Source organism: Halomonas sp. THAF5a (assembly GCF_009363755.1).
GTDB lineage: Bacteria > Pseudomonadota > Gammaproteobacteria > Pseudomonadales > Halomonadaceae > Halomonas.
On the sequence record NZ_CP045417.1, the window covers coordinates 1,543,420 to 1,563,251 of the forward strand.

At 69.2% G+C, this 19,832-nt stretch carries 17 protein-coding genes; 8 read left to right on the forward strand and 9 right to left on the reverse strand.

Annotation, left to right across the window (positions count from 1 at the left end; genetic code table 11):
• Positions 1 to 13 precede the first annotated feature (13 nt).
• The 5 genes from FIU83_RS06960 to cfa all read right to left on the reverse strand — a co-directional run bounded on the left by FIU83_RS06960 (position 14) and on the right by cfa (position 6,040).
• Complete coding sequence (locus tag FIU83_RS06960) at positions 14 to 1,201, reverse strand: amino acid aminotransferase (RefSeq protein ID WP_152483378.1); 1,188 nt, start codon at positions 1,199 to 1,201, stop codon at positions 14 to 16.
• A complete protein-coding gene (locus FIU83_RS06965; RefSeq protein ID WP_152483379.1) occupies positions 1,202 to 1,540 on the reverse strand; it encodes a 4a-hydroxytetrahydrobiopterin dehydratase in 339 nt (112 codons plus the stop codon). It lies immediately after the preceding gene.
• A 149-nt stretch (positions 1,541 to 1,689) separates the two neighbouring features.
• Complete coding sequence (locus tag FIU83_RS06970) at positions 1,690 to 3,651, reverse strand: ATP-dependent DNA helicase RecQ (protein WP_152483380.1); 1,962 nt, start codon at positions 3,649 to 3,651, stop codon at positions 1,690 to 1,692.
• Between the two features lie 95 nt (positions 3,652 to 3,746).
• Positions 3,747 to 4,661: a sensor domain-containing diguanylate cyclase gene (locus FIU83_RS06975; protein ID WP_152483381.1), complete on the reverse strand. Its 915-nt coding sequence runs from the start codon at positions 4,659 to 4,661 to the stop codon at positions 3,747 to 3,749.
• A 227-nt stretch (positions 4,662 to 4,888) separates the two neighbouring features.
• Positions 4,889 to 6,040, reverse strand: a complete 1,152-nt coding sequence (cfa, locus tag FIU83_RS06980) for a cyclopropane fatty acyl phospholipid synthase (RefSeq protein WP_152483382.1) — start codon at positions 6,038 to 6,040, stop codon at positions 4,889 to 4,891.
• Between the two features lie 272 nt (positions 6,041 to 6,312).
• Here cfa and FIU83_RS06985 point away from each other — a divergent pair, with 272 nt between their 5' ends.
• The 3 genes from FIU83_RS06985 (at position 6,313) to FIU83_RS06995 (ending at position 9,281) form a co-directional block, all read left to right on the forward strand.
• Positions 6,313 to 7,773: a sodium-dependent transporter gene (locus FIU83_RS06985; protein WP_152483383.1), complete on the forward strand. Its 1,461-nt coding sequence runs from the start codon at positions 6,313 to 6,315 to the stop codon at positions 7,771 to 7,773.
• Positions 7,774 to 7,962: 189 nt separating this feature from the next.
• Entirely contained in the window at positions 7,963 to 8,844 is an 882-nt protein-coding gene (gene cobA, locus FIU83_RS06990) for a uroporphyrinogen-III C-methyltransferase (RefSeq protein WP_152483384.1), read from the forward strand.
• A gap of 101 nt (positions 8,845 to 8,945) precedes the next feature.
• Positions 8,946 to 9,281: a septal ring lytic transglycosylase RlpA family protein gene (locus tag FIU83_RS06995; protein WP_253939590.1), complete on the forward strand. Its 336-nt coding sequence runs from the start codon at positions 8,946 to 8,948 to the stop codon at positions 9,279 to 9,281.
• Positions 9,282 to 9,539: 258 nt separating this feature from the next.
• Here FIU83_RS06995 and FIU83_RS07000 read toward each other — a convergent pair whose 3' ends face one another.
• Genes FIU83_RS07000 through FIU83_RS07015 form a run of 4 tightly spaced genes read right to left on the reverse strand, consistent with a single transcriptional unit; the run spans position 9,540 to position 13,283 of the window.
• Complete coding sequence (locus FIU83_RS07000) at positions 9,540 to 10,643, reverse strand: ABC transporter substrate-binding protein (RefSeq protein WP_253939559.1); 1,104 nt, start codon at positions 10,641 to 10,643, stop codon at positions 9,540 to 9,542.
• Positions 10,640 to 12,013 carry a sensor histidine kinase gene (locus FIU83_RS07005; RefSeq protein WP_152483386.1) on the reverse strand — a complete coding sequence of 458 codons (1,374 nt, stop codon included), beginning with the start codon at positions 12,011 to 12,013 and terminating at the stop codon, positions 10,640 to 10,642. Before FIU83_RS07005 ends, FIU83_RS07000 begins: the two co-directional genes overlap by 4 nt.
• On the reverse strand, positions 12,010 to 12,672 hold the full coding sequence (locus FIU83_RS07010) for a response regulator transcription factor (RefSeq protein WP_152483387.1): 663 nt from the start codon (positions 12,670 to 12,672) through the stop codon (positions 12,010 to 12,012). Before FIU83_RS07010 ends, FIU83_RS07005 begins: the two co-directional genes overlap by 4 nt.
• Positions 12,669 to 13,283, reverse strand: coding sequence for a helix-turn-helix domain-containing protein (locus tag FIU83_RS07015; RefSeq protein ID WP_152483388.1), 615 nt, complete (start codon positions 13,281 to 13,283; stop codon positions 12,669 to 12,671). The genes FIU83_RS07010 and FIU83_RS07015 overlap by 4 nt, the downstream gene beginning before the upstream one ends.
• A gap of 268 nt (positions 13,284 to 13,551) precedes the next feature.
• Between FIU83_RS07015 and FIU83_RS07020 the strand changes: the two genes are divergently transcribed.
• From FIU83_RS07020 to urtB, 5 genes are all read left to right on the forward strand, one after another.
• Positions 13,552 to 14,538, forward strand: coding sequence for a tripartite tricarboxylate transporter substrate binding protein (locus tag FIU83_RS07020; RefSeq protein WP_152483389.1), 987 nt, complete (start codon positions 13,552 to 13,554; stop codon positions 14,536 to 14,538).
• Positions 14,538 to 14,990, forward strand: a complete 453-nt coding sequence (locus FIU83_RS07025; RefSeq protein ID WP_152483390.1) for a tripartite tricarboxylate transporter TctB family protein — start codon at positions 14,538 to 14,540, stop codon at positions 14,988 to 14,990. The genes FIU83_RS07020 and FIU83_RS07025 overlap by 1 nt, the downstream gene beginning before the upstream one ends.
• The gene (locus tag FIU83_RS07030) at positions 14,990 to 16,516 is read left to right on the forward strand and encodes a tripartite tricarboxylate transporter permease (RefSeq protein WP_152483391.1); all 1,527 of its coding nucleotides are present in this window, start codon (positions 14,990 to 14,992) and stop codon (positions 16,514 to 16,516) included. The genes FIU83_RS07025 and FIU83_RS07030 overlap by 1 nt, the downstream gene beginning before the upstream one ends.
• Positions 16,517 to 16,850: 334 nt before the next feature.
• Positions 16,851 to 18,167 carry an urea ABC transporter substrate-binding protein gene (urtA, locus tag FIU83_RS07035; RefSeq protein WP_152483392.1) on the forward strand — a complete coding sequence of 439 codons (1,317 nt, stop codon included), beginning with the start codon at positions 16,851 to 16,853 and terminating at the stop codon, positions 18,165 to 18,167.
• Between the two features lie 60 nt (positions 18,168 to 18,227).
• Positions 18,228 to 19,832: an urea ABC transporter permease subunit UrtB gene (gene urtB / locus FIU83_RS07040; protein ID WP_152483393.1), complete on the forward strand. Its 1,605-nt coding sequence runs from the start codon at positions 18,228 to 18,230 to the stop codon at positions 19,830 to 19,832.

Here is a 19,832-nt window from a genome sequence, read left to right on the forward strand (position 1 = left end):
AGAACGGCTGGGGTCAGTTGACCGCGGCGATCGCCTTGGCCAGGTAGGGCAGGTTCTCGTGGGAGAAGCCGGCCACGTTGGCGCGGCCGGAGCGCACCATGTAGATGCTGAACTCGTCGCGCAGGCGGTCTACCTGTTCCGGTGTGAGGCCGGTGTAGGAGAACATGCCGCGCTGCTCGGCCACGTGGGCGTACTTCTCGTCCAGGCCGTACGGCTTCAGGGCCTCGACGAAATCGCGGCGCAGGGTGTTGATGCGGTCGCGCATCTCGGTGAGCTCCTCGCGCCAGAGGGCGGTCAGCTCGTCGGAGTGCAGGATCTCGGAGACGATGGCGCCGCCGTGGGCCGGCGGGTTGGAGTAGTTCTCGCGGGCGACGATGGCCACCTGGGAGCGCACGTTCTCCATCTGCTCGGCGTTCTTGGCGACCATGATCAAACAGCCGGTCCGCTCGCAGTAGATGCCGAAGTTCTTGGAGCAGGAGCTGGTGATGATCACCTCGTCGAGGTGCTCGGCCAGCAGGCGCGGCGCGAAGGCGTCCTCGTCCAGGCCCTCACCGAAGCCCTGGTAGGCGAAATCGACCAGCGGCAGCAGCTGGCGCTCCTTGAGCACTTCCATCACCTGCTTCCACTGATCCTGGGACAGGTCGAAACCGGTCGGGTTGTGGCAGCAGGCGTGCAGCAGCACCACGTCGCCTTCCGGGATCTGCTTCAGGGCGCCGAGCATGCCGTCGAAGTCCAGGCGGTTCTCGGCGTCGACGTAGGGGTACTTGTGCAGGGTCAGGCCGGCGGCCGGGAAGATGCCGAGGTGGTTCGGCCAGGTCGGGTCGCTGACCCAGATGTCCTTGCCGGGAAGCTGCTTGGCGATGAAGTCCGCCGCCAGGCGCAGGGCGCCGGTGCCGCCGGGGGACTGGGTGGCGCTGGCGCGACCGGTCTCGAGCACCGGCGAGCCCTCGCCCAGCACCAGAGGCAGCACCGCCTGGCCATACGCCGGCGCGCCGTGCGAGCCGATGTAGGTCTTGGTGGTCTCGTTCTTGAGCAGCAGGGCCTCGGCTTCCTTCACGGCGCGCATCACCGGGGTGTTGCCCTGGTCGTCCTTGTAGACGCCCACGCCGAGATCGACCTTCTGGGGATTGGTGTCCTTCTTGAAGGCCTCGATCAGACCGAGGATGGCGTCCCCGGGAACCCGCTCAATGTTGTCGAACATTTACGTCGCTACCTCGTCAGTTCTGGCGGCAAGAATGAAATCGTTCTTGTGCAGGCCCTGCATCTCGTGCGACCACCAGGTCACGGTGACCCTGCCCCATTCGGTCAGCAGGGCCGGATGGTGGCCGGCCCGTTCGGCGATCTCGCCGACACGATTGGTGAAGTCGAGGGCCTGCTGGAAGTCGCGAAACGTGAAGCTTCGCTCGAGCTTCATGATGCCATCGCGCTCGACGATCCGCCACTCGGGGATCTCGGGGCGGTAGCGCTCGATCTCGGCCTGGGTCACCTGGGGAGCGTCCGCGCGGCAGGCCTCGCAGGTCTGGTCGGAAAGCTGGCTCATGGTCTCCTCCTGGTCGTCGACATGGGCGTTCTTGGCGCGTCGGCGCGCCGGTCTCCTGCCGAGAAAGGTCGTGCAGCGGCGGCGCCTCGTCAAGCCGGTCTCGGTTCTCTCCGGGCGATGCCGGTGCGTCGCCCGCCGGCGCGGGCGGGTCAGGCGAGGGACAGGGCGGCGACCCGTTCGCGCACCTCGCCATAGGGCACGTTCTCGAGGGCGGCGAAGCCGGACAGCTGGCGCGCCTTGAGCGGGGTGAAGAGCGGCGTGGTGATCCCGCAGAGGAAGCGCGTCAGCAGGTCCGGCGTGGCCGGATGGCCCTCGCCGGCCTGGCCGAGTCGCTCAAGGAAGGGAGCGCAGAGCGTCTCGAGCGCCTCAGGCGCCGGCGGCGCAGCCCTGGCGGCGTCGGGCAGCCTGGCCACCTGGCCGCGACAGGCCGAGCAGTGGCCGCAGCGGGCCGGCGCCCGGGCGTCGCCGAACCAGTCGGCCAGGCGTCGGCTGAGGCAGCCGTCGCTCTCGAAGAGGGCCAGCATGGCCTCGAGCCGCGCGATCTCGGCGCGCTCCTTGTCGCGGAAATAGCGGGTCAGGTCATCGGTGAGGGCCGTCGGGTCGGCCCCGGGGTCGAGCACGTCGTAGACCTCGGTCATCTGCTTGCTCTCCAGCGTCATCCAGCCCTTCTCGACGAAGTACTCCAGGGCGGTGATGACGCGTCCGCGCCGGGCATCGAGCCCACGCTCGGCGCCCAGCGCCTCCAGGGCCGTGAAGTCCAGGGTGTACCAGGTGCGGGCCCGGGAGGAGGCGTCGAGAATCGCCTGGACGAAGGCGCGGCGCTCCCCCTGGAAGCGGGCCACCAGCGTCTCCGGCGCCTCCGCCAGCCGGAAGCGGTAGTCGGCGAAGTAGCTGTAGCGCGGGGCGATGATGCCGCGCAGCTCGAGCTGCACCAGCAGGGTCTTGAGCGGCAGGGGGCGGATATTGCTGTGCCGGGACAGGGCGTTGAGCATCAGCTCCCACTCGCCGCCGGCCGCCTGCAGGGCATCGATCACGCGGCGGATGCCGTGGGGCTCCGGCGTATCGCCGTAGACGAAGTTCTCCAGCACCTCGAGATGGTCGCGCCCGGCCAGCATCAGGCAGTGCGAGGGCAGGCCATCCCGGCCGGCCCGGCCGATCTCCTGGCTGTAGTTCTCGATGGACTTCGGCAGGTCGAAGTGCACCACGTGGCGGATGTCGGCCTTGTCGATGCCCATGCCGAAGGCGATGGTGGCGACGATGCAGGGCGTATGGCCCGCCATGAACTCCCGCTGGATGGCATCGCGTCGCTCGGCGTCGAGCCCCGCGTGATAGGCGGTGGCGGGCAGGCCGGCCTTCTGGAGGTAGGCGGCCAGGCGCTCGGCGGTCTGCTGCAGGGTGACGTAGACGATGGTCGGCTCGGGCGGGCTCGGCACGAGCTTCGGTCGCAGCCACTCCACCAGCCGGCGGGGGCGCTGGTCGGCGGGCACCGGGGCGACCGCGAGGTCGAGGTTGGCGCGATAGAAGCCGGTGCCGGTGACGTCATCGGCCGCGATCTCGAAGCGCTCGCGCATGTCATCGATCACTCGCGGCGTGGCCGTGGCGGTGAGCAGCAGCACCTGCGGGATGCCGAACTCCCGGCGATAGGCGGGCAGCTTGAGGTAGTCCGGCCGGAAGTTGTGCCCCCATTCGGAGATGCAGTGCGCCTCGTCGACCACCATCAGCGAGATCGGCACGCGGCGGATGAAGGCCCGGAAGCGCTCGTTCTTGAGGCGCTCGACGGAGACCATCAGGATGCGGATATCGCCGCGCTTGACGCCCTCCATCACCGCCGCGGCCTCCTCCCGGCTCTGGCCGGATTCGAGGCTGGCGGCGGCGATGCCGTGACGCGCCAGGAAGGCCAGCTGATCCTGCATCAGCGCCAGCAAGGGAGAGATCACCAGCGTCAGGTGGGGGAGGTGAAGGGCGGGCAGCTGGTAGCAGAGCGACTTGCCGGAGCCCGTGGGAAAGATGGCCGCCGCCGAGCGGCCGGCCACGATCGCCTCGATCACCGGCCGCTGGCCGGGGCGGAAATCGTCGTAGCCGAAGACCTGTGCGAGGGTCTGCTGGATCATGGGGCGCTCCCTGCCTGGGCGTTGGAGGTGTACTGGGGATCCATCCAGTATACGGGGCCAGGGCGTCCCCGTCCTCCCGCCGACCGAGTGGCGGCTCAGGCGCCGGCCATCACCCGATTGCGGCCGCCGTGCTTGGCGGCATAGAGGCTGTCGTCGACGCGCTGCAGGAAATACTCGCGGGTGTCGCCGACGCGGTGCTCGGCGACGCCGATGCTGACGGTGACCTGGCCGCCCTCGACACCGAAGTCGTGCTCGGCGATCCGCTGGCGCAGACGCTCCGCCAGCTGCCGGGCGTGCGACTCGGGCGTCAGGGGCAGCAGGACCGCGAACTCCTCGCCGCCCAGGCGGGCCATCAGGTCCTCTTCGCGCAGCACGTTCCGACACAGGCAGGCAAGCTCGCGCAGTACCTGATCGCCCTGCAGGTGGCCCCAGGTATCGTTGATCGACTTGAAGTGGTCGATATCCAGCATGATGAGCGACAGGGGGAGGCCGTGGCGGTTGCTCAACGACAGCTCCTCATCGAGGCGCGTCATCAGCTTGCGCCGATTGGCCAGGCCGGTGAGATCGTCGGTGTCCGAGAGCCGGCGCAGACGGTCCTCCTCGAGCCTCTGCTCGCTGATGTCGATCATCAGGCCGACCCAGAGGATACCGCTGTCGACCTCGCGGGGCTGGGCCCGCACGGCGATCCAGTGCGTGCGCTCCCCGTCCAGGCGCAGCCGGAAGGTGGTGGCGATCGGGGTCCCGCCGCGCGCCGAGCGCTCGATGATGGCCATCAGCCGCGGATAGTCCGGCTCGGCCAGCCGCTCCAGGGCGGGCATGGCGTTCTTGGCCAGGTCCCGCCGGTCGCGGCCAAGTAGTTCGACGCCGCTGCCGGCCAGGTAGGGAAAATGCAGGTGCCCGCCCGGCGAGCGGTGTAGCTGGAAGATGACCCCGGGCAGCTGCTCGGTCAGCTCGAGGAGCCAGGGGGCGTCTGCGGGCGGTTGATCCGGCAGGACATCATGGGAGGGCATGCGGGTGTCCTTGTATTCCTGCTACGCGCAGCGAGTGTCGTTGTTGTCCTGCCCAGCGAGAGGCCGGAGGGCGCGCTCATCGCATGGCGCGTCGCTTGTCGAGTGAGCGCATTATCGCGCCCCCATAGGGTACTGCCTATCCGCCTTCGGGTGTAGGCGATTGCCGACAAAATGCCTTAGGCCATCTGCTACATGCGCGCTCCGGGCGGTGTCGGCAAGCCCGTCGATCAGCGGGGGGCGTCGTAGCGTCGTGCCCGGCCGCGGGAGAATACCACCTGCCAGAGCTGGATGTGGCGGGCGCGGAAGGCGCCGGCGCAGACCGACAGGTAGTAGCGGAACATCCGCCGGGTGCGCTCGTTGTAGCGCGGGGCGATCTCGTGCCAGCGGGCATCGAAATTGGCGAGCCAGGCCATCAGCGTGCGGTCGTAGTCCGGGCCGAAGTTCTGCCAGTCCTCCATGAGCAGGTGATCCTCGCTCTCCCGCGCGATCTGCATGGCCGAGGGCAGGGTGCCGTTGGGGAAGATGTAGCGATGGATCCAGGGGTCTGCCGCGATCTCGGAGCGATTGGAGCCGATGGTGTGGAGCAGGAAGAGCCCATCCGACGGCAGCAGGCGCCGGACGGTCTCGAAATAGGTGGCGTAGTTGCGGTGCCCCACGTGCTCGAACATGCCGATGGAGACGATGCGGTCATACAGGCCCCCGAGGTCGCGATAGTCCTGCAGCAGGATCTCGACCGGCAGGCCCGCGCAGCGTTCCCGGGCCAGCGCCGCCTGCTCCCGGGAGATGGTAATGCCGGTGACCGAGACGCCGTGATGGCGGGCCGCGTGTTCGGCGAAACTGCCCCAGCCGCAGCCGATGTCGAGGACCTTCATGCCCGGCCTCAGGTCGAGCTTCCGGCAGGCCAGCTCGAGCTTGGCCCGCTGGGCGTCACCGAGATGCTCGGCGTCCTTCCAGTAGCCGCAGGAGTAGCACATGGTCTCATCGAGCATGCGTTCGAAGAGGTCGTTGCCCAGGTCGTAGTGGGCCTCGCCGACCATGTAGGCCCGGGTCCGGCTCTGCAGGTTGCGAAACCCCGACTGCAGGCGGTACATGAGCCTTTCCGACGGCGTGCGCGCGTGCTGTCCCAGGCCGTGCAGCAGCATGAGGTGAGCCATCTTATCGATGCGCTCGCACTCCCACCAGCCCTCCATGTAGGTTTCGCCGAGGCCCAGGGTGCCCTGGTGCAGGAGGCGCCGGAAGACGTCGGGATGCAGCACGCGAATGTCCTGGGGGGCATCGCCGTTCAAGGTGACCCCCGAGCCCGCCAGCAGGCGCTCCACGATGCGCCGGGATCGGGTGTCGGTCAGGGCGATCGGGCCGATCGGGGTGTCGCTGGTCATGGTGCCCTCCTGGTCGCATGCCGCCTGACGGGCTGACGCGCGCGTCGATGCCGCGCCGATGCCACTTTGCTCACCAGCATAGACCAGCGGGCCGGCGCCGTGCCCGACCCTGCCGCCCCGAGGCGAGGGCATCGCAGCTTCGTCGCCTTTCTCGGCGAAAAGGCAGCATGATCGGCCGTGCGTCTGCCCAATGACGATAAAATCCGTCACAATAGGCGCCTGGTGGCGATACCTTGCGGTGTCGGAAAGAACCCCGGTGATCCTGGTGTGATATGACAACGACTGCACAACCCCGAACCCAGTGGCTCGGCCGCTGGGGCTTCATCCTGGCGGCGACCGGCTCCGCGGTGGGCCTGGGCAATATCTGGAAGTTTCCCTATATCACCGGCGAGTTCGGCGGTGGCGCCTTCGTCCTGGTCTACCTGGCCTGCATCCTTGCCGTGGGCGTGCCGGTGATGATGACCGAGATCGCCCTGGGGCGGCGCGGACGCGGCAGCCCCGTGGATGCCCTGCGCCGCGTCATCGCCGAGTCGGGCCGCGGCTCGGCCTGGTCGCTGCTCGGCTGGATGGCCATGCTGTGCGGTTTCCTGATCCTGTCGTTCTACGTGGTGGTGGCCGGCTGGTCCTTCGCCTATCTCTGGAAGATGCTGACCGGTGGCCTCGCGGGCTCGAGCGTCCACGAGATGGCGGCGATCTTCGCCGCCAACAACGCCAGTCCCCTGAACCTCGGCTTCTGGAGCACCCTGGTCACGGTCGCCACCATGGTGATCGTCGGCAAGGGTGTTCAGGCCGGCATCGAGAAGAGCGTCAGCTGGATGATGCCCGGCATGGTGCTGATGCTGCTGCTGCTGATCGGCTACGGGGTGTTCTCCGGCGGGTTCCCGGCGGCGGTCGACTTCCTGTTCTCCTTCGATGCCGGCCGTCTCTCCAGCGAAGGCATGCTGGCCGCGCTCGGCCACGCCTTCTTCACCCTGTCGCTGGCCTCCGGCGCGATTCTCACCTACGGCAGCTACCTGCCCGCGACCACCTCCATCGCCCGCACGACGCTCTCCGTGGCGCTGGCCGATACCGTGGTGGCGCTGATGGCCGGGCTGGCGATCTTCCCGGTGATCTTCGCCAACGGCATGAGCCCAAGCAGCGGTCCCGGCCTGATCTTCATGAGCCTGCCGCTGGCCTTCCAGGCCATTCCCCTGGGCAACCTGTTCGGCGCCCTCTTCTTCGTGATGCTCTCCATGGCCGCGCTGACCTCGTCGATCTCCATGGTCGAGGCTACTGTCTCCTGGCTGACCGACAACAAGGGCATCTCGCGGCGCGCCGCCTCCTGGGGCACCGGCATCGTGCTGTGGCTGATCAGCACCCTGGCGATGCTCTCCTTCAACGTCGGCGCCGACTGGACCCTGGCCGGCAAGCACTTCTTCGACTGGCTCGACTACCTGACCTCGCGCTGGATGATGCCGCTGGGCGGGCTCGGCATGGTGGTGCTGGCCGGGTTCGTGCTGAGAAGCGAGACCTTCCGCGAGGAGCTCGGCCTGTCGCCCGTCTGGCAGGCCCTATGGCTGTTCATGGTGCGCTACGTCAGCCCGCTGGGGATCCTGATGATCTTCGTCGACGCCCTGGGCATCACCCGGGTCGAGTTCGGCCTGCACTGGCCCTGGCTGCTGGCGCTCCTGGTGGCCGTGACCCTGGTCGGCGAGCTGGCCAGCCCCCGCCTCAGGCGCACGCTCTGCCCCTGAGCCCGCCGCGCCTTGGTGTGTCCATCGCCCCCGTCCTGCGGGGGCGATGTCGTTTCGGGCCGCCGCCGCGCCCCGTGCCGGCCATGAAACCAGCAGTTATAGCCTTGTGCCGAGGGAGTCGTGGTATACGTGGCGACTATTAATTACCATAATGAATAACTCGCCAATCAAGACTGAGGTTTTTGGAATATGAGAACCGGTTCCGAGCACGCGGTGGGGCGTGACGAGGCGCCATGGGGGCCGCTCGAAGGCTCGGCCTTTCCCCAGGGCTGCGTCAGCCTGGTTGGGGCCGGCCCGGGCGATCCGGAGCTCCTGACCGTGAAGGCCCTGCGACGCCTCCAGGCCGCCGAGGTGATCCTCCATGACCGGCTGGTGAGCGACGAGATCCTGTCGCTGGCGGCGCCGGAGGCCTTTCGCCTCTACGTCGGCAAGGAGCGCTCGCTGCACAGCGTGCCTCAGGATGGCATCAACCAGGCCCTGGTCGACTGGGCCCGGGCAGGCAAGCGAGTGGTGCGCCTCAAGGGGGGCGATCCCTTCATCTTCGGCCGCGGGGGCGAGGAGCTCGAGACGCTGGTCGAGGCGGGCATCATGGTGGAGGTGGTGCCCGGCATCACCGCGGCGTCCGGCTGCGCGGCCTATGCCGGCATTCCGCTGACCCATCGCGATCATGCCCAGTCGGTGCGCTTCGTCACCGGCCACCTGCGCAACGGCAGCAGCGACCTGGACTGGCCGACCCTGGCGAGGCCCGGCCAGACCCTGGTGTTCTACATGGGGCTCGGGAGCCTGTCGCTGATCGGCGAGCAGCTGCGGCGCCATGGCCTGGCGCCCGAGACCCCGGTGGCGCTGATCGAGCAGGGCACCACGTCACGCCAGCGGGTGCACGTCGGGACCCTCGAGGCGTTGCCGCCGGCAGGCGAAGTGGTTACTATCCGACCGCCGACATTGATCGTCGTCGGCGGCGTGGTGTCACTCCACGACCGGCTGGCCTGGTTCGACCAGGCGCAGGCCAACAGCGCGGGTTGGCTGCAGGGCAAGCATCCGTCTGCATCGACCCTCGACAAAGGCGCCTGATCGTCCCGCGGCGAGCCCGGGCGCACGTTGTTTCGTCACAAGGTGACCGCATGGGGATTCGTACTCGACTGCTGCTGACCGTCGGCCTGGCCGGCTGGCTGATGACCGGCTGTGCCGGTACCGGCCAGGCCCACGAGCCCGAGGTCAGGACCCAGGAGGGCATCGCCTCCTACTACAGCGACCGCTTTCAGGGCCGCACCACGGCCAGCGGTGAGCCCTTCGACCAGCAGGCCCTCACGGCCGCCCATCCGACCCTGCCGTTCGGTACCCGCGTCACGGTGACCCGGGAGGACAACGGCCGCGAGGTCGAGGTGCTGATCAACGATCGTGGCCCCTACGCCAAGGGGCGCATCATCGATCTCTCCAAGCGCGCCGCCAGGGCGCTCGGCATGCTCAAGCGCGGCACCGCGCCGGTGGAAATCTCCTACGTACGATAAGCTTGACGTCATGGGGATCAGAGCCTGAAAGCGACCCGGGTAAATGGCTGCTAAATCTTTAGGTTGCATATACCTGGCCGATGCTCGAAAGCTCGGCGTAGCCTTTGGGGTCTGACCCCCAGGTTGTTGATTGCTCAGTAATATCAGAGTGTGACGCAGCATGCAGCGGCGGGGTCAGACCCCAAGGGCGCGGCACCGTGCCCGCATCAGGCACCAACACCTTCCAGCATGTCGATATCGGAGAGGCCTCCCTCTCCGTCAGCGTCTTTCGCGTCGGGCGAATTCCCGTCGCCAGCGCGACAACAGTGCCTCACGCTTGAGGTCGTCCAGGGTCGCCAGCAGCCCCGGTCCCAAGGCAATGGGGCGCAGCGCCTCGCCCAGTCGCCGACGCAGCGCGGCCGCCGTGCCCGGCCCCTCGAGCGCGGGGTGAAGGGCGCCCAGCGGCGTCTCCCGTGCCAGCACCTGCTGTCCCCGCTCACCGAGCATGAAGTCGACGAACCGTTGGGCCGCCGCCGGATGGGGAGCCCGACGGGGTATCAGCGCCAGGCGCTGGGTGACCAGGGTGTAGTCCTCGGGCACCACGATCCGGAGGTGCGGGTGGTCGGCCAGGCGCTCCCGGGCGTAGCTGCCCAGCAGGTTATAGCCCACCAGATAGCGCCCCTCGATCAATCCCTCCAGCATCTCCCCGGTGGTCCCCGCCAGGGCGGCCTCGGACGCGCCCAGCGCGGCCACCAGTTCCCAGTAGCGGGGCGAGAGCCGCGACTCCTCGATGGCATAGGTGTAGCCCGCGCCGCTGAGCGTCGGGTCGTAGGTCACCACCCGGCCGCGCAGCGTCTCCTCCCGGCGTTCGAGCAGCGTCAGCAGGTCGGCGTGGCTTCGCACCTCGCCGAAGCGCGCGATGACCGCCTCGTTCACCACCATCACGATGGGCTCGAAGGTGACGGCGAAGAGCTCGCTGCGCCAGCGGGCCCAGGCCGGCCAGCGCCTGGCCGCCGGGGTCTCGAGGGGCTGGGCGTGGCCGTCGTTGGCCAGGCGGTACTGCCAGGGCATGGCCGAGGAGATCAGCACGTCGGCCTCCCCGGGTGAGCCGAGGAAGCGCTCGTGCAGGGCCAGGGTGGAGAGGTTGCGGTAGTGGATCGCGAACCAGGGGTGGTCGCGGTGGAAGGCGTCCAGCAGCGGTCGCACCTGGGGCAGGTCCAGGGCGCCGTGGATCACCAGCGGCAGGGTGACGTCGCTCTCGGGCGCGGCGGGGTAGCGCAGGCTCGGGGCGGCATGCGACGGCGGCCCGATGAGCAGCAGGGCGAGCAGCCCGCATCCGATCAGGCGGGCGAGGGGAGGCATGGTGGAGGCTCGGCGGGTCATGGGGTCTCTCCGGGAAAGCGCAGCGTCACGCACAGCCCGACGCCGCCCGCGCCCTCGGTCAGCGCCAGGCGTGCATCGTGGGCGCGGGCGATACCGTCGACGATGGCGAGCCCCAGTCCCGAGCCTTCCCGATCGTCGCGGTCGCGATGGAAGGGACGCAGCATCAACAGGCGCCGCGCCACGGGAATGCCCGGGCCATCGTCCTCGACGGCCAGACTCGGGGGGGCCTCGCCGACCCGGACCGTGACGTGGCGCGCCCCGTAGCGACAGGCGTTATCGATCAGGTTGCCGAGCGCCTCGGAAAGCTGCCAGTCGATCCCCGGGACCTCAACGTCGCGCTCGGCGGTCGCCATGCCGAGATCGACCCCCGCCCGATGGCAGCTCGCCCAGTGCTCGCGCACCGCCTCCCGGGCGAGGGCATTGAGCGACAGGGGCACGCGCTCGGGGCGGTATTCGGGGTTGGCCAGGCGGGTCAGGGACAAGAGCTGCATCGCCAGTCGTGCGGTCCGGGTGCTGGTCGCCTGCATGGCGACCAGCGCTTCCCGCCAGCGGGCCGGATCCTCCTGACGCAGGGCGAGCTCGGCGCGGGCCGAGAGTCCCGCCAGCGGCGTGCGCAGCTGGTGGGAGGCGTCGCCGATGAAGCGCTCCTGGTTGGCGCGTACCCGGCGCATCCGGGCCAGCAGGTCGTTGACCGTATCGCGCAGCTCGGCGAGCTCGCGGGGCAGGCGCAGGTCCAGCGGGGCGAGGGTGCGGGGATCGCGGCTGCGGATCGCGCGGCGCAGGCGGGTCAGCGGGGCCAGGGCGGTGCGGATCGACAGCAGCAGCGCCACGATGGCCAGCGCCGCCATGGCCAGGATCATCGCCAGGTTGGCCCGCCACAGCTCGGCGGCCAGGGCGTCGCGCCCCTCGCGGCTGTGGGCGACGCGCACCTCGAAGGGCTCGCGCTGCTGCCACTCCTCCAGGCGCGTGCGCCGGACGCCTTGGCGCAGCGCGAGGCCCTGCCAGGTGATGTCGCGATAGCGCAGGGTGTCGTCGTCCGATGGCGCCTCGCGCTCGTCCCCCGGCAGCTCGGCGTTGCCGGTGATCAGGCGGCCGCGGTGGTCGACCAGGCTGTAGAACACCCGCTCCTCGGCATCGGTGGCCAGCATCTCCAGCGCCGCCGGCGGCAGGTCGAGCCACAGGCGGTCATCCTGCCACTGCACCTGCTCGGCGATGGCCAGGGAGGCGGCCTCGAGCAGGCGGTCGAAGGCGCGGTCGGCGGTGCGCCGGGCCTCGAACCAGGCCTGCAGCAGCATCAGGCTGCCCAGTACCAGCAGCGGCACCAGCAGCCAGGCCAGCAGGCGACGGGAGAGGCTGTCGCCGCGCCTCACTCGGCCTCCAGCAGGTAACCCAGGCCGCGCACCGTGCGCAGGGCCACGGCGCCGTCGGCCAGGCGCTTGCGCAGGCGGTGCACGTAGACCTCGATGGCGTTGTCGCCCATGGCATCGCCCTGGAAGGCCTCCTCGGCGAGCCGGGCCTTGTCCACAGGGGTGCCGGCATGGCGCATCAGGCAGGCCAGCAGGCGCTGTTCCCGGGGCGGCAGGGCGAGCGGTGTTCCCTGAAGCGTGAAACGCTGCTGTCGGGTGTCGAGGGTGAGGGGGCCCACGCTCAGTTCCGCCGCGGGACTGCGGCGGCGAAGCAGGGCACGCACCCGAGCCTCGAGTTCGTCCAGGGCGAAGGGCTTGGCCAGGTAGTCGTCGGCGCCCAGGTCGAGGCCGCGTACCCGGTCCTCCACGGCACCACGCGCGGTCAGGATCAGGACCGGCGTGGCGCGGTCATGGGCACGCAGGGCCTCGAGCACCTCGAGGCCGCCGCAGCCCGGCAGATTGAGGTCGAGCAGCACCAGCGCGACGCCGTGACCGGGCGCCGCCAGACACTCGCGTGCCTCGCCACCGTCGGCGAGGTGACGGACCTCGTGCCCCCCCAGGCGCAGGGTCTCGGCCAGGGTCTCGGCGAGCAGGGCATCGTCCTCGATCAGCAGCAGGCTCATGGCGCCACCTCTCGGCCGTCCTGTCCCGGACCGGCGGCCAGTGCCGCCACGGCGGCCTCCAGGGCGGCCCTGGCTTGCCCTGCCTCCAGGCGACCGGCCGGGCCCGAGAGCGCCAGCCAGCGCGACGGCTCGAGGGCGTCGCCGGGCAGCGCCTGGCAGACCATGGTGCCGCCGGGCAGGCGCGGTCGCGGGTCATCGTCATCCTCCACCGCCCACCGGTCGCCCGGGTGCAGGTCGTGGCGCAGGGCGCTCTCGGGCAGCGTGACCAGCCGACACTCCACCATGCCGTCCTCCACCTCGAGCAGGGCCGCGGTCTCGCCGGTCTCGGCCGCCAGGCGGGCGAGCAGGGGCTGGATGCGCCTGGCCAGGTGCCGGCCGGGCAGGTGGCGGCGCGCCAGGCGCACCGGAGCGTGGCCGAGATGCCAGCGGCCGTGGGCGTTGCGCTGCACGTAATCGAAGCGGGCGAGCGAGCCCAGCAGGCGCAACAGGGTGCTCTTGTAGAAGCCGGTGGCCTGGGCGAGCTCCGCCAGGCTGAAGACCTCCTGGGGGGAGTCGAAGGCCTCGAGCACCGTCAGCGCGCGCTCCACCGCCTCGACGCGGTCCTGTGCCATGGGGGATCGAGCCTCTCTGGGTTGAATGAGTCGTCTGAAGGCACCTGGCCTCGAGCGTCGCTGACGCCCCTGTGAGGCAACGACTGCGCTCCTTGAACTTTGGTCGCAATCGGGCGGCGCGGCGTTGACGCCCCCTGCGGGCGCGCCTAACTTTCCGTCCTGAGGAACGATGTTCTGCCTTACAGAATTGTAAGGAAGGCCGACAGGTTCCGCAAGCCGACCATCACATAACGACCTTACAAGCCCGATGTCAGGAGGCACGCCCGCCATGAACCTCAAGCGCCCCGTTCAGCTGGTCGCGATCAGCATGCTCGCCACCACCGCCGTCACCGCCTTCGCCTTCGAGCCCGAGGGCAAGGTGGAGTGCCTGGCCCCCGCCGACCCGGGCGGCGGCTGGGACTTCACCTGCCGCAGCGTCGGTCAGGTCCTGCAGGACCTCGAGCTGGTGCCCGGCAACGTCCAGACCATCAACATGGCCGGCGCCGGCGGCGGCGTCGCCTACGCCCACACCGTCAGCAAGCGAGGCGGCGACGATCAGCTGCTGGTGGCGGCCTCCACGGCGACCACCACTCGCCTGGCCCAGGGCCAGTTCCCCGGCATGAGCGCCGACATGGTCAACTGGATCGGCGCGCTGGGGGCGGATTACGGCGTGATCGCCGTGGCCGACGACTCCGAGTACGACGACCTGCCCGCGCTCATGGAAGCCCTCTCCGAGGATCCGCGCAGCGTCAAGTTCGCCGGTGGCAGCGCCAAGGGGGGCTGGGACCACCTCAAGGTGCTGATCGCCGCCCAGGCGGCGGGCGTCGAGAACCTGCCGCGCATCGCCTACCTCTCCTACAACAACGGCGGCGAGGCCATGACCCAGGTGGTCGGCGGCCATGTCGACGCCTTCACCGGCGACATCTCCGAGGCCCAGGGCTTCATGGAGTCCGGTGACCTGCGCGTGCTGGCCGTGCTCTCTGAAGAGCGCCTGCCCGGCGAGTTCGGTGACATTCCCACCGCCCGTGAGCAGGGCATCGACGCCCTCGGCCCCAACTGGCGCGGCTTCTACATGCCCGCCGACATCTCCGAGGACGCCAAGCAGTACTGGGTGGACGCCATGGACACCATCTACGAAAGCCAGGAGTGGAAGGACGTCATGACCAACAACGGCCTGATGCCCTTCCACATGAGCGCCGGCGAGTTCGAGACCTTCGTCACAGACCAGATCGATGACATCGAGAAGCTCTCCCAGGACATCGGGCTGATTCAGTAATGACGTTCAATGACCGCATCTTCGGAGTGCTGATGATCGTCCTGGCCGTCGCGTACGGCTGGGGCGCCACGCAACTCCCCGAACCCTTCGGCGGCAGCGAGGCCGTCGGCCCCGAGACCTTCCCGCTGCTGCTCTCCGTGGTGCTGGCGCTCTCGAGCCTCTACCTGATCGTGCGTCCCGATCCGGATAACGCCTGGCCCTGGAGCCGCACCGGCGTCGAACTGATCATCGCGGTGGTGGTGCTGGTGCTCTACGCCATGCTGCTGCAGCCGCTCGGCTTCATCGTCAGCACGACGCTGGCCGTCGGCACCCTGTGCTGGCGCATGGGGTCCCGGGCGCCGCGCGCCTACCTCGTCGGGGCGATCTCCGGCCTGGTGGTCTACCTGGTGTTCAACTTCGCCCTGGACCTCGCGCTGCCGCTGGGCCTGCTCTCGTTTCTGGAGGTGAGCTGATGGAGACCCTCGGCTATCTGATTGACGGCTTCGGCGTCGCCCTGGCGCCCCACAACCTGATGTTCGCCCTGATGGGCGCCTTCCTGGGCACCCTGATCGGCGCGCTGCCGGGGCTCGGGCCGGCCAACGGGGTGGCGATCCTGATCCCGCTGGCCTTCACCCTGGGGCTCGCCCCGGAGACCGCGCTGATCATGCTCACCGCGGTCTACGCCGGCGCCATGTATGGCGGGCGCATCTCGTCGATCCTGCTCAATATCCCCGGCGACGAGCCGGCCATGATGACCTGCCTGGACGGCTATCCCATGGCCCAGCAGGGCAAGGCGGCCGAGGCGCTGGCGATCTCGGCGGTGGCCTCGTTCATCGGCAGCCTGGTGGCCACCATCGGCCTGATCCTGCTGGCGCCGATCCTGGCCGACTTCGCCCTGACCTTCGGCCCCGCGGAGTATTTCGCGCTCTTCCTGCTGGCCTTCGCCACCCTCGGTGGCATCACCGGCAAGAATCCGATGAAGACGGTGGTGGCCGCGGCCATCGGCCTGATGATCGCCACCGTGGGCATCGACAACACCGGCGTTCAGCGTTTCACCTTCGGCACGCTGGAGCTCTACGAAGGGGTCGACTTCATCATCGCCATCGTCGGGCTGTTCGCCATCTCGGAGCTGCTGTTCTTCATCGAGGAGCGCGCCGGCGGCTGCAAGCAGAAGATGGTCGTCAACAAGCTCAAACTCTCCTGGGCCGACATCCGCAACATCCTGCCCTCGAGCCTGCGTGGCGGGGTGCTGGGCTTCATCGCCGGCGTCCTGCCGGGGGCAGGGGCGTCGCTCGGCAGCTTCATCGGCTACACCCTCGAGAAGAAGGTGGTGGGCGCCAAGGGCCACTTCGGCCAGGGCGACCCGCGTGGCGTGGCCGGCCCCGAGGCGGGCAACAACGGCGCCTCCTCAGGCGCGCTGGTGCCGATGCTGACGCTCGGCGTGCCGGGCAGCGGCACCACCGCCGTGCTGCTGGCGCTGTTGATCTCGCTGAACATCACGCCGGGACCGCTGATGTTCACCCAGAATGCGGACATCGTCTGGGGGGTGATCGCGGCGCTGCTGATCGGCAACTTCCTGCTGCTGGTGCTCAATATCCCGCTGGTCGGCATCTTCGTCCGGCTGCTCTCGGTGCCGCCGATGTACCTGCTGCCGGTCGTCACCATGATCGCCTTCGTCGGGATCTACTCGATCAGCAACACCACCTTCGATCTCTACTTCATGGTGGCCTTCGGGGTGGCGGGCTATGTGCTGCGCAAGCTGGAGATCCCGCTGGTGCCGGTCATCCTCGGCCTGCTGCTGGGGCCGGAGATGGAGAAGAACCTGCGCCATGCCATGGACATCTCCGATGGCGACTGGACCATCCTCTGGGACAGCGGCCTGGCCATCGGCCTGTGGGTGTTCGCCGGCCTGGGGCTGATCCTTCCCTACATCGTCGGGCCCCTGCTGCGCCGGCGCATGAAGGTGACCACCGGCACGGGCGGTCCGGAAGGCGACTGAGCCACGGACACCCCTGTCGCACCTGCACGTCCCACGGGGGGCGCCGGCCTGGCCGGCGCCCCCCGTGTCGTGCGTGGCCGGCATGCGCTGCGATGGTGCGTTGCACCATGGGGACGGACGACGGTGGGGCGCCGCGGCGGGCGCATGCCCCGCGAGGCCCTGCGGCGATGCCCGTCACGTCTCGCTGAACTTTTTCCAAGCGTCTGATTTCTCGAGCGAAAACCGATGCTCCGGCGAACTGGCACACCCCTTGCGATGACAGGCCAGAGGCGTCGTACGCGATGTCCTCCTGCGCTGGACAGACCGACAACAACATCGCCCGCAAGGAGTTCCCATGATCCCGTCATCCGCTTCCCGTTCGCCCCGCTGGCTGGCCGCGTCCCTCCTGAGCCTGGGGGTGGCCGTCCCCGCCCTGGCCCAGGAGGAGCCGATCAAGGTCGGCATCCTGCACTCGCTCTCCGGCACCATGGCCATCAGCGAGACGGTGCTCAAGGACACCGTCGAGATGCTCATCGCGCAGCAGAACGCCGACGGCGGCCTGCTGGGGCGCGAGCTGGAGGCCGTGGTGGTGGACCCGGCCTCCGACTGGCCCCTGTTCGCCGAGAAGGCCCGCGAGCTGCTCGCCCAGCAGGAGGTCGACGTGATCTTCGGCAACTGGACCTCGGTGTCGCGCAAGTCGGTGCTGCCGGTGGTCGAGGAGCTCAACGGCCTGCTCTTCTACCCGGTGCAGTACGAGGGGGAGGAGTCCTCCGAGAACGTCTTCTACACCGGGGCGGCGCCCAACCAGCAGGCGATCCCCGCCGTGGACTACCTGATGAACGAGGTGGGGGTCGAGCGCTGGGTGCTGGCCGGCACCGACTACGTCTACCCGCGGACCACCAACAAGATCCTCGAGGCCTACCTCGAGGGGCACGGCGTGGGGGAGGCGGACATCATGGTCAACTACACCCCCTTCGGTCACTCCGACTGGCAGAACATCGTCTCCGAGATCAAGGCGTTCGGCAGCGAGGGCAAGAAGACCGCGGTGGTCTCGACCATCAATGGCGACGCCAACGTGCCCTTCTATCGGGAACTGGGCAATCAGGGCATCGATGCCGCCGACATCCCGGTGGTGGCCTTCTCGGTGGGCGAGCAGGAACTCACCGGCATCGACACCGCGCCGCTGGTCGGCCACCTGGCCGCCTGGAACTACTTCATGAGCGTCGACACCGACGCCAACTACGACTTCATCGACGCCTGGATCGACTACACCGGCGACGAGATGGCGGTGACCAACGATCCCATGGAGGCGCACTACATCGGCTTCAACATGTGGGCCGAGGCGGTGCGCAAGGCCGGCACCACCGAGGTCGATGCGGTCAAGGAGGCCATCATCGGCGTCAGCGTGCCCAACCTCACCGGCGGCTATGCGGCGATGATGCCCAACCACCACATCACCAAGCCGGTACTGATCGGCGAGATCCAGGACAACGGCCAGTTCTCCATCGTCTGGGAGACTCCCTCCACCGTGGCCGGGGACGCCTGGTCGGACTACCTGGAAGGCTCCAAGGACCTGATCAGCGACTGGCGCGTCCCGATGTCCTGCGGCAACTACAACGTCGTGGCGGGGAGTTGCGGCGGAGGTGAGGCCGAGGTGGCCTCGGCCGAGTAAGCCGCTCCCCGGGCCGCGTCCGCGGCCCGGGCTCTTTCCCCTTACCGACAGGACATGGTCATGAGGAAGATCCGCTCCCTCGTGCGAGGTCTGCTCTGCCTGGTCGCCGTCGCGCTCGCCGCGCCGGCGGCCATGGCTGCACCCGGCGATGACGGCCGGGCGCTGCTCGAGGCCCTCGATACCCGGGCCTATGCCGACAAGGGCGAGGCCATCGAGGCCCTCGCCGCCAGCGGCGACCCGCGCACCCGGCGTTGGCTCGAGGCGCTGATGGACGGCAAGCTGCAGCGCCACAAGGACACCGGGCGCTTCGTCGTGGTGCTCGAGAACCGCGGCCGGCACTGGCCGGTCGCGGACGCCCTGAGCCTCGAACCCGCCGGCGAGATGTCGCGCCGCGAGCTCGACCGCATCGGCATCAACAACGCCCTGCGCGGCCGGCTGCAGGGCACCCTGGCGGTGCTCGACCTGCGGGTGGAGGATGCCGGGGCTCGTCGCGAGGCGGCCCGGGACCTGCTGGGGCGGGTCGACGCCGCCATGGTCGTGCCCCTCGAGGGCGCGCTCGAGGACGAAGGCGACGCCGAGGTCCGCCGCCTGCTGGCCCAGGGGCTGGCGATTCACCGGCTCGAGCAGGGCGAGGCCGCGGCCATCGAGGCCCTGGCCGGCAGCCTCAACCCCGAGGCCCGGGCGGCCCTGAACGTGGCGGCACGCAGCGACGATCCGGCGCTGGCCGAGGCCGCCAGCGGGGCGCTCGCCGACATCGAGCAGAATCTCAGGCTCAACCGCGGCCTGGAGACCCTCTACTTCGGCCTGTCGCTCGGCTCGGTGCTGGTGCTGGCGGCGATCGGCCTGGCCATCACCTTCGGCGTGATGGGCGTGATCAACATGGCTCACGGCGAGCTGATCATGCTCGGCGCCTACACCACCTGGGGCATGCAGCAGCTGCTGCCGGGCCAGCCGGGGCTGGCGCTGCTGCTGTCGATTCCCGTGGGCTTCCTGGTCGCGGCGCTGGCCGGGATCGTCATCGAGCGCAGCGTCATCCAGTTCCTCAAGGGCCGCCCGCTGGAGACCCTGCTGGCCACCTTCGGCGTCAGCCTGATCCTCCAGCAGCTGGTGCGCACCCTGATCTCGCCGCTCAACCGCACGGTGGTCTCGCCGGAGTGGATGAGCGGCTCGCTGATGATCAACGAGGGCCTGTCGCTGACCCTCAATCGCCTCTACGTGCTGGGCTTCGCGCTGCTGGTGTTCGCCGGCCTGATGCTGGTGATGCGGCGCACCCGGCTGGGCCTGGAGGTGCGTGCCGTGACCCAGAACCGTGCCATGGCGCGCTCGATGGGCATCCGCGCGACCCGGGTCGACATCCTGACCTTCGCCCTGGGCTCCGGCGTGGCCGGCCTCGCCGGCGTGGCGCTCTCGCAGCTGACCAACGTGGGCCCCAACCTCGGCCAGAACTACATCATCGATTCGTTCATGGTGGTGGTGTTCGGCGGCGTGGGGAACCTGTGGGGCACCCTGGTGGCCGGGCTGTCGCTGGGCGTCATCAACCAGGTGCTCGAGCCCTGGGCCGGCGCCGTGCTGGCCAAGATCCTGGTGCTCGTCTTCATCATCCTGTTCATCCAGAAGCGCCCCCGCGGACTCTTTCCGCAGAAGGGCCGGGCGGCGGAGGGCTGA

Bases quoted from the DNA above. Each gene is read 5' to 3' on its own strand.
- FIU83_RS06995 (WP_253939590.1), top strand. From the start codon at position 8,946: ATGACCGGCTGTGCCGGTACCGGCCAGGCCCACGAGCCCGAGGTCAGG.
- FIU83_RS06965 (WP_152483379.1), bottom strand. From the start codon at position 1,540: ATGAGCCAGCTTTCCGACCAGACCTGCGAGGCCTGCCGCGCGGACGCT.
- FIU83_RS06960 (WP_152483378.1), bottom strand. From the start codon at position 1,201: ATGTTCGACAACATTGAGCGGGTTCCCGGGGACGCCATCCTCGGTCTG.
- cobA (WP_152483384.1), top strand. From the start codon at position 7,963: ATGAGAACCGGTTCCGAGCACGCGGTGGGGCGTGACGAGGCGCCATGG.
- FIU83_RS06975 (WP_152483381.1), bottom strand. From the start codon at position 4,661: ATGCCCTCCCATGATGTCCTGCCGGATCAACCGCCCGCAGACGCCCCC.
- FIU83_RS07020 (WP_152483389.1), top strand. From the start codon at position 13,552: ATGAACCTCAAGCGCCCCGTTCAGCTGGTCGCGATCAGCATGCTCGCC.
- FIU83_RS06970 (WP_152483380.1), bottom strand. From the start codon at position 3,651: ATGATCCAGCAGACCCTCGCACAGGTCTTCGGCTACGACGATTTCCGC.
- FIU83_RS07010 (WP_152483387.1), bottom strand. From the start codon at position 12,672: ATGAGCCTGCTGCTGATCGAGGACGATGCCCTGCTCGCCGAGACCCTG.
- FIU83_RS07025 (WP_152483390.1), top strand. From the start codon at position 14,538: ATGACGTTCAATGACCGCATCTTCGGAGTGCTGATGATCGTCCTGGCC.
- urtA (WP_152483392.1), top strand. From the start codon at position 16,851: ATGATCCCGTCATCCGCTTCCCGTTCGCCCCGCTGGCTGGCCGCGTCC.
- FIU83_RS07030 (WP_152483391.1), top strand. From the start codon at position 14,990: ATGGAGACCCTCGGCTATCTGATTGACGGCTTCGGCGTCGCCCTGGCG.
- FIU83_RS07015 (WP_152483388.1), bottom strand. From the start codon at position 13,283: ATGGCACAGGACCGCGTCGAGGCGGTGGAGCGCGCGCTGACGGTGCTC.
- cfa (WP_152483382.1), bottom strand. From the start codon at position 6,040: ATGACCAGCGACACCCCGATCGGCCCGATCGCCCTGACCGACACCCGA.
- FIU83_RS06985 (WP_152483383.1), top strand. From the start codon at position 6,313: ATGACAACGACTGCACAACCCCGAACCCAGTGGCTCGGCCGCTGGGGC.
- FIU83_RS07000 (WP_253939559.1), bottom strand. From the start codon at position 10,643: ATGACCCGCCGAGCCTCCACCATGCCTCCCCTCGCCCGCCTGATCGGA.
- urtB (WP_152483393.1), top strand. From the start codon at position 18,228: ATGAGGAAGATCCGCTCCCTCGTGCGAGGTCTGCTCTGCCTGGTCGCC.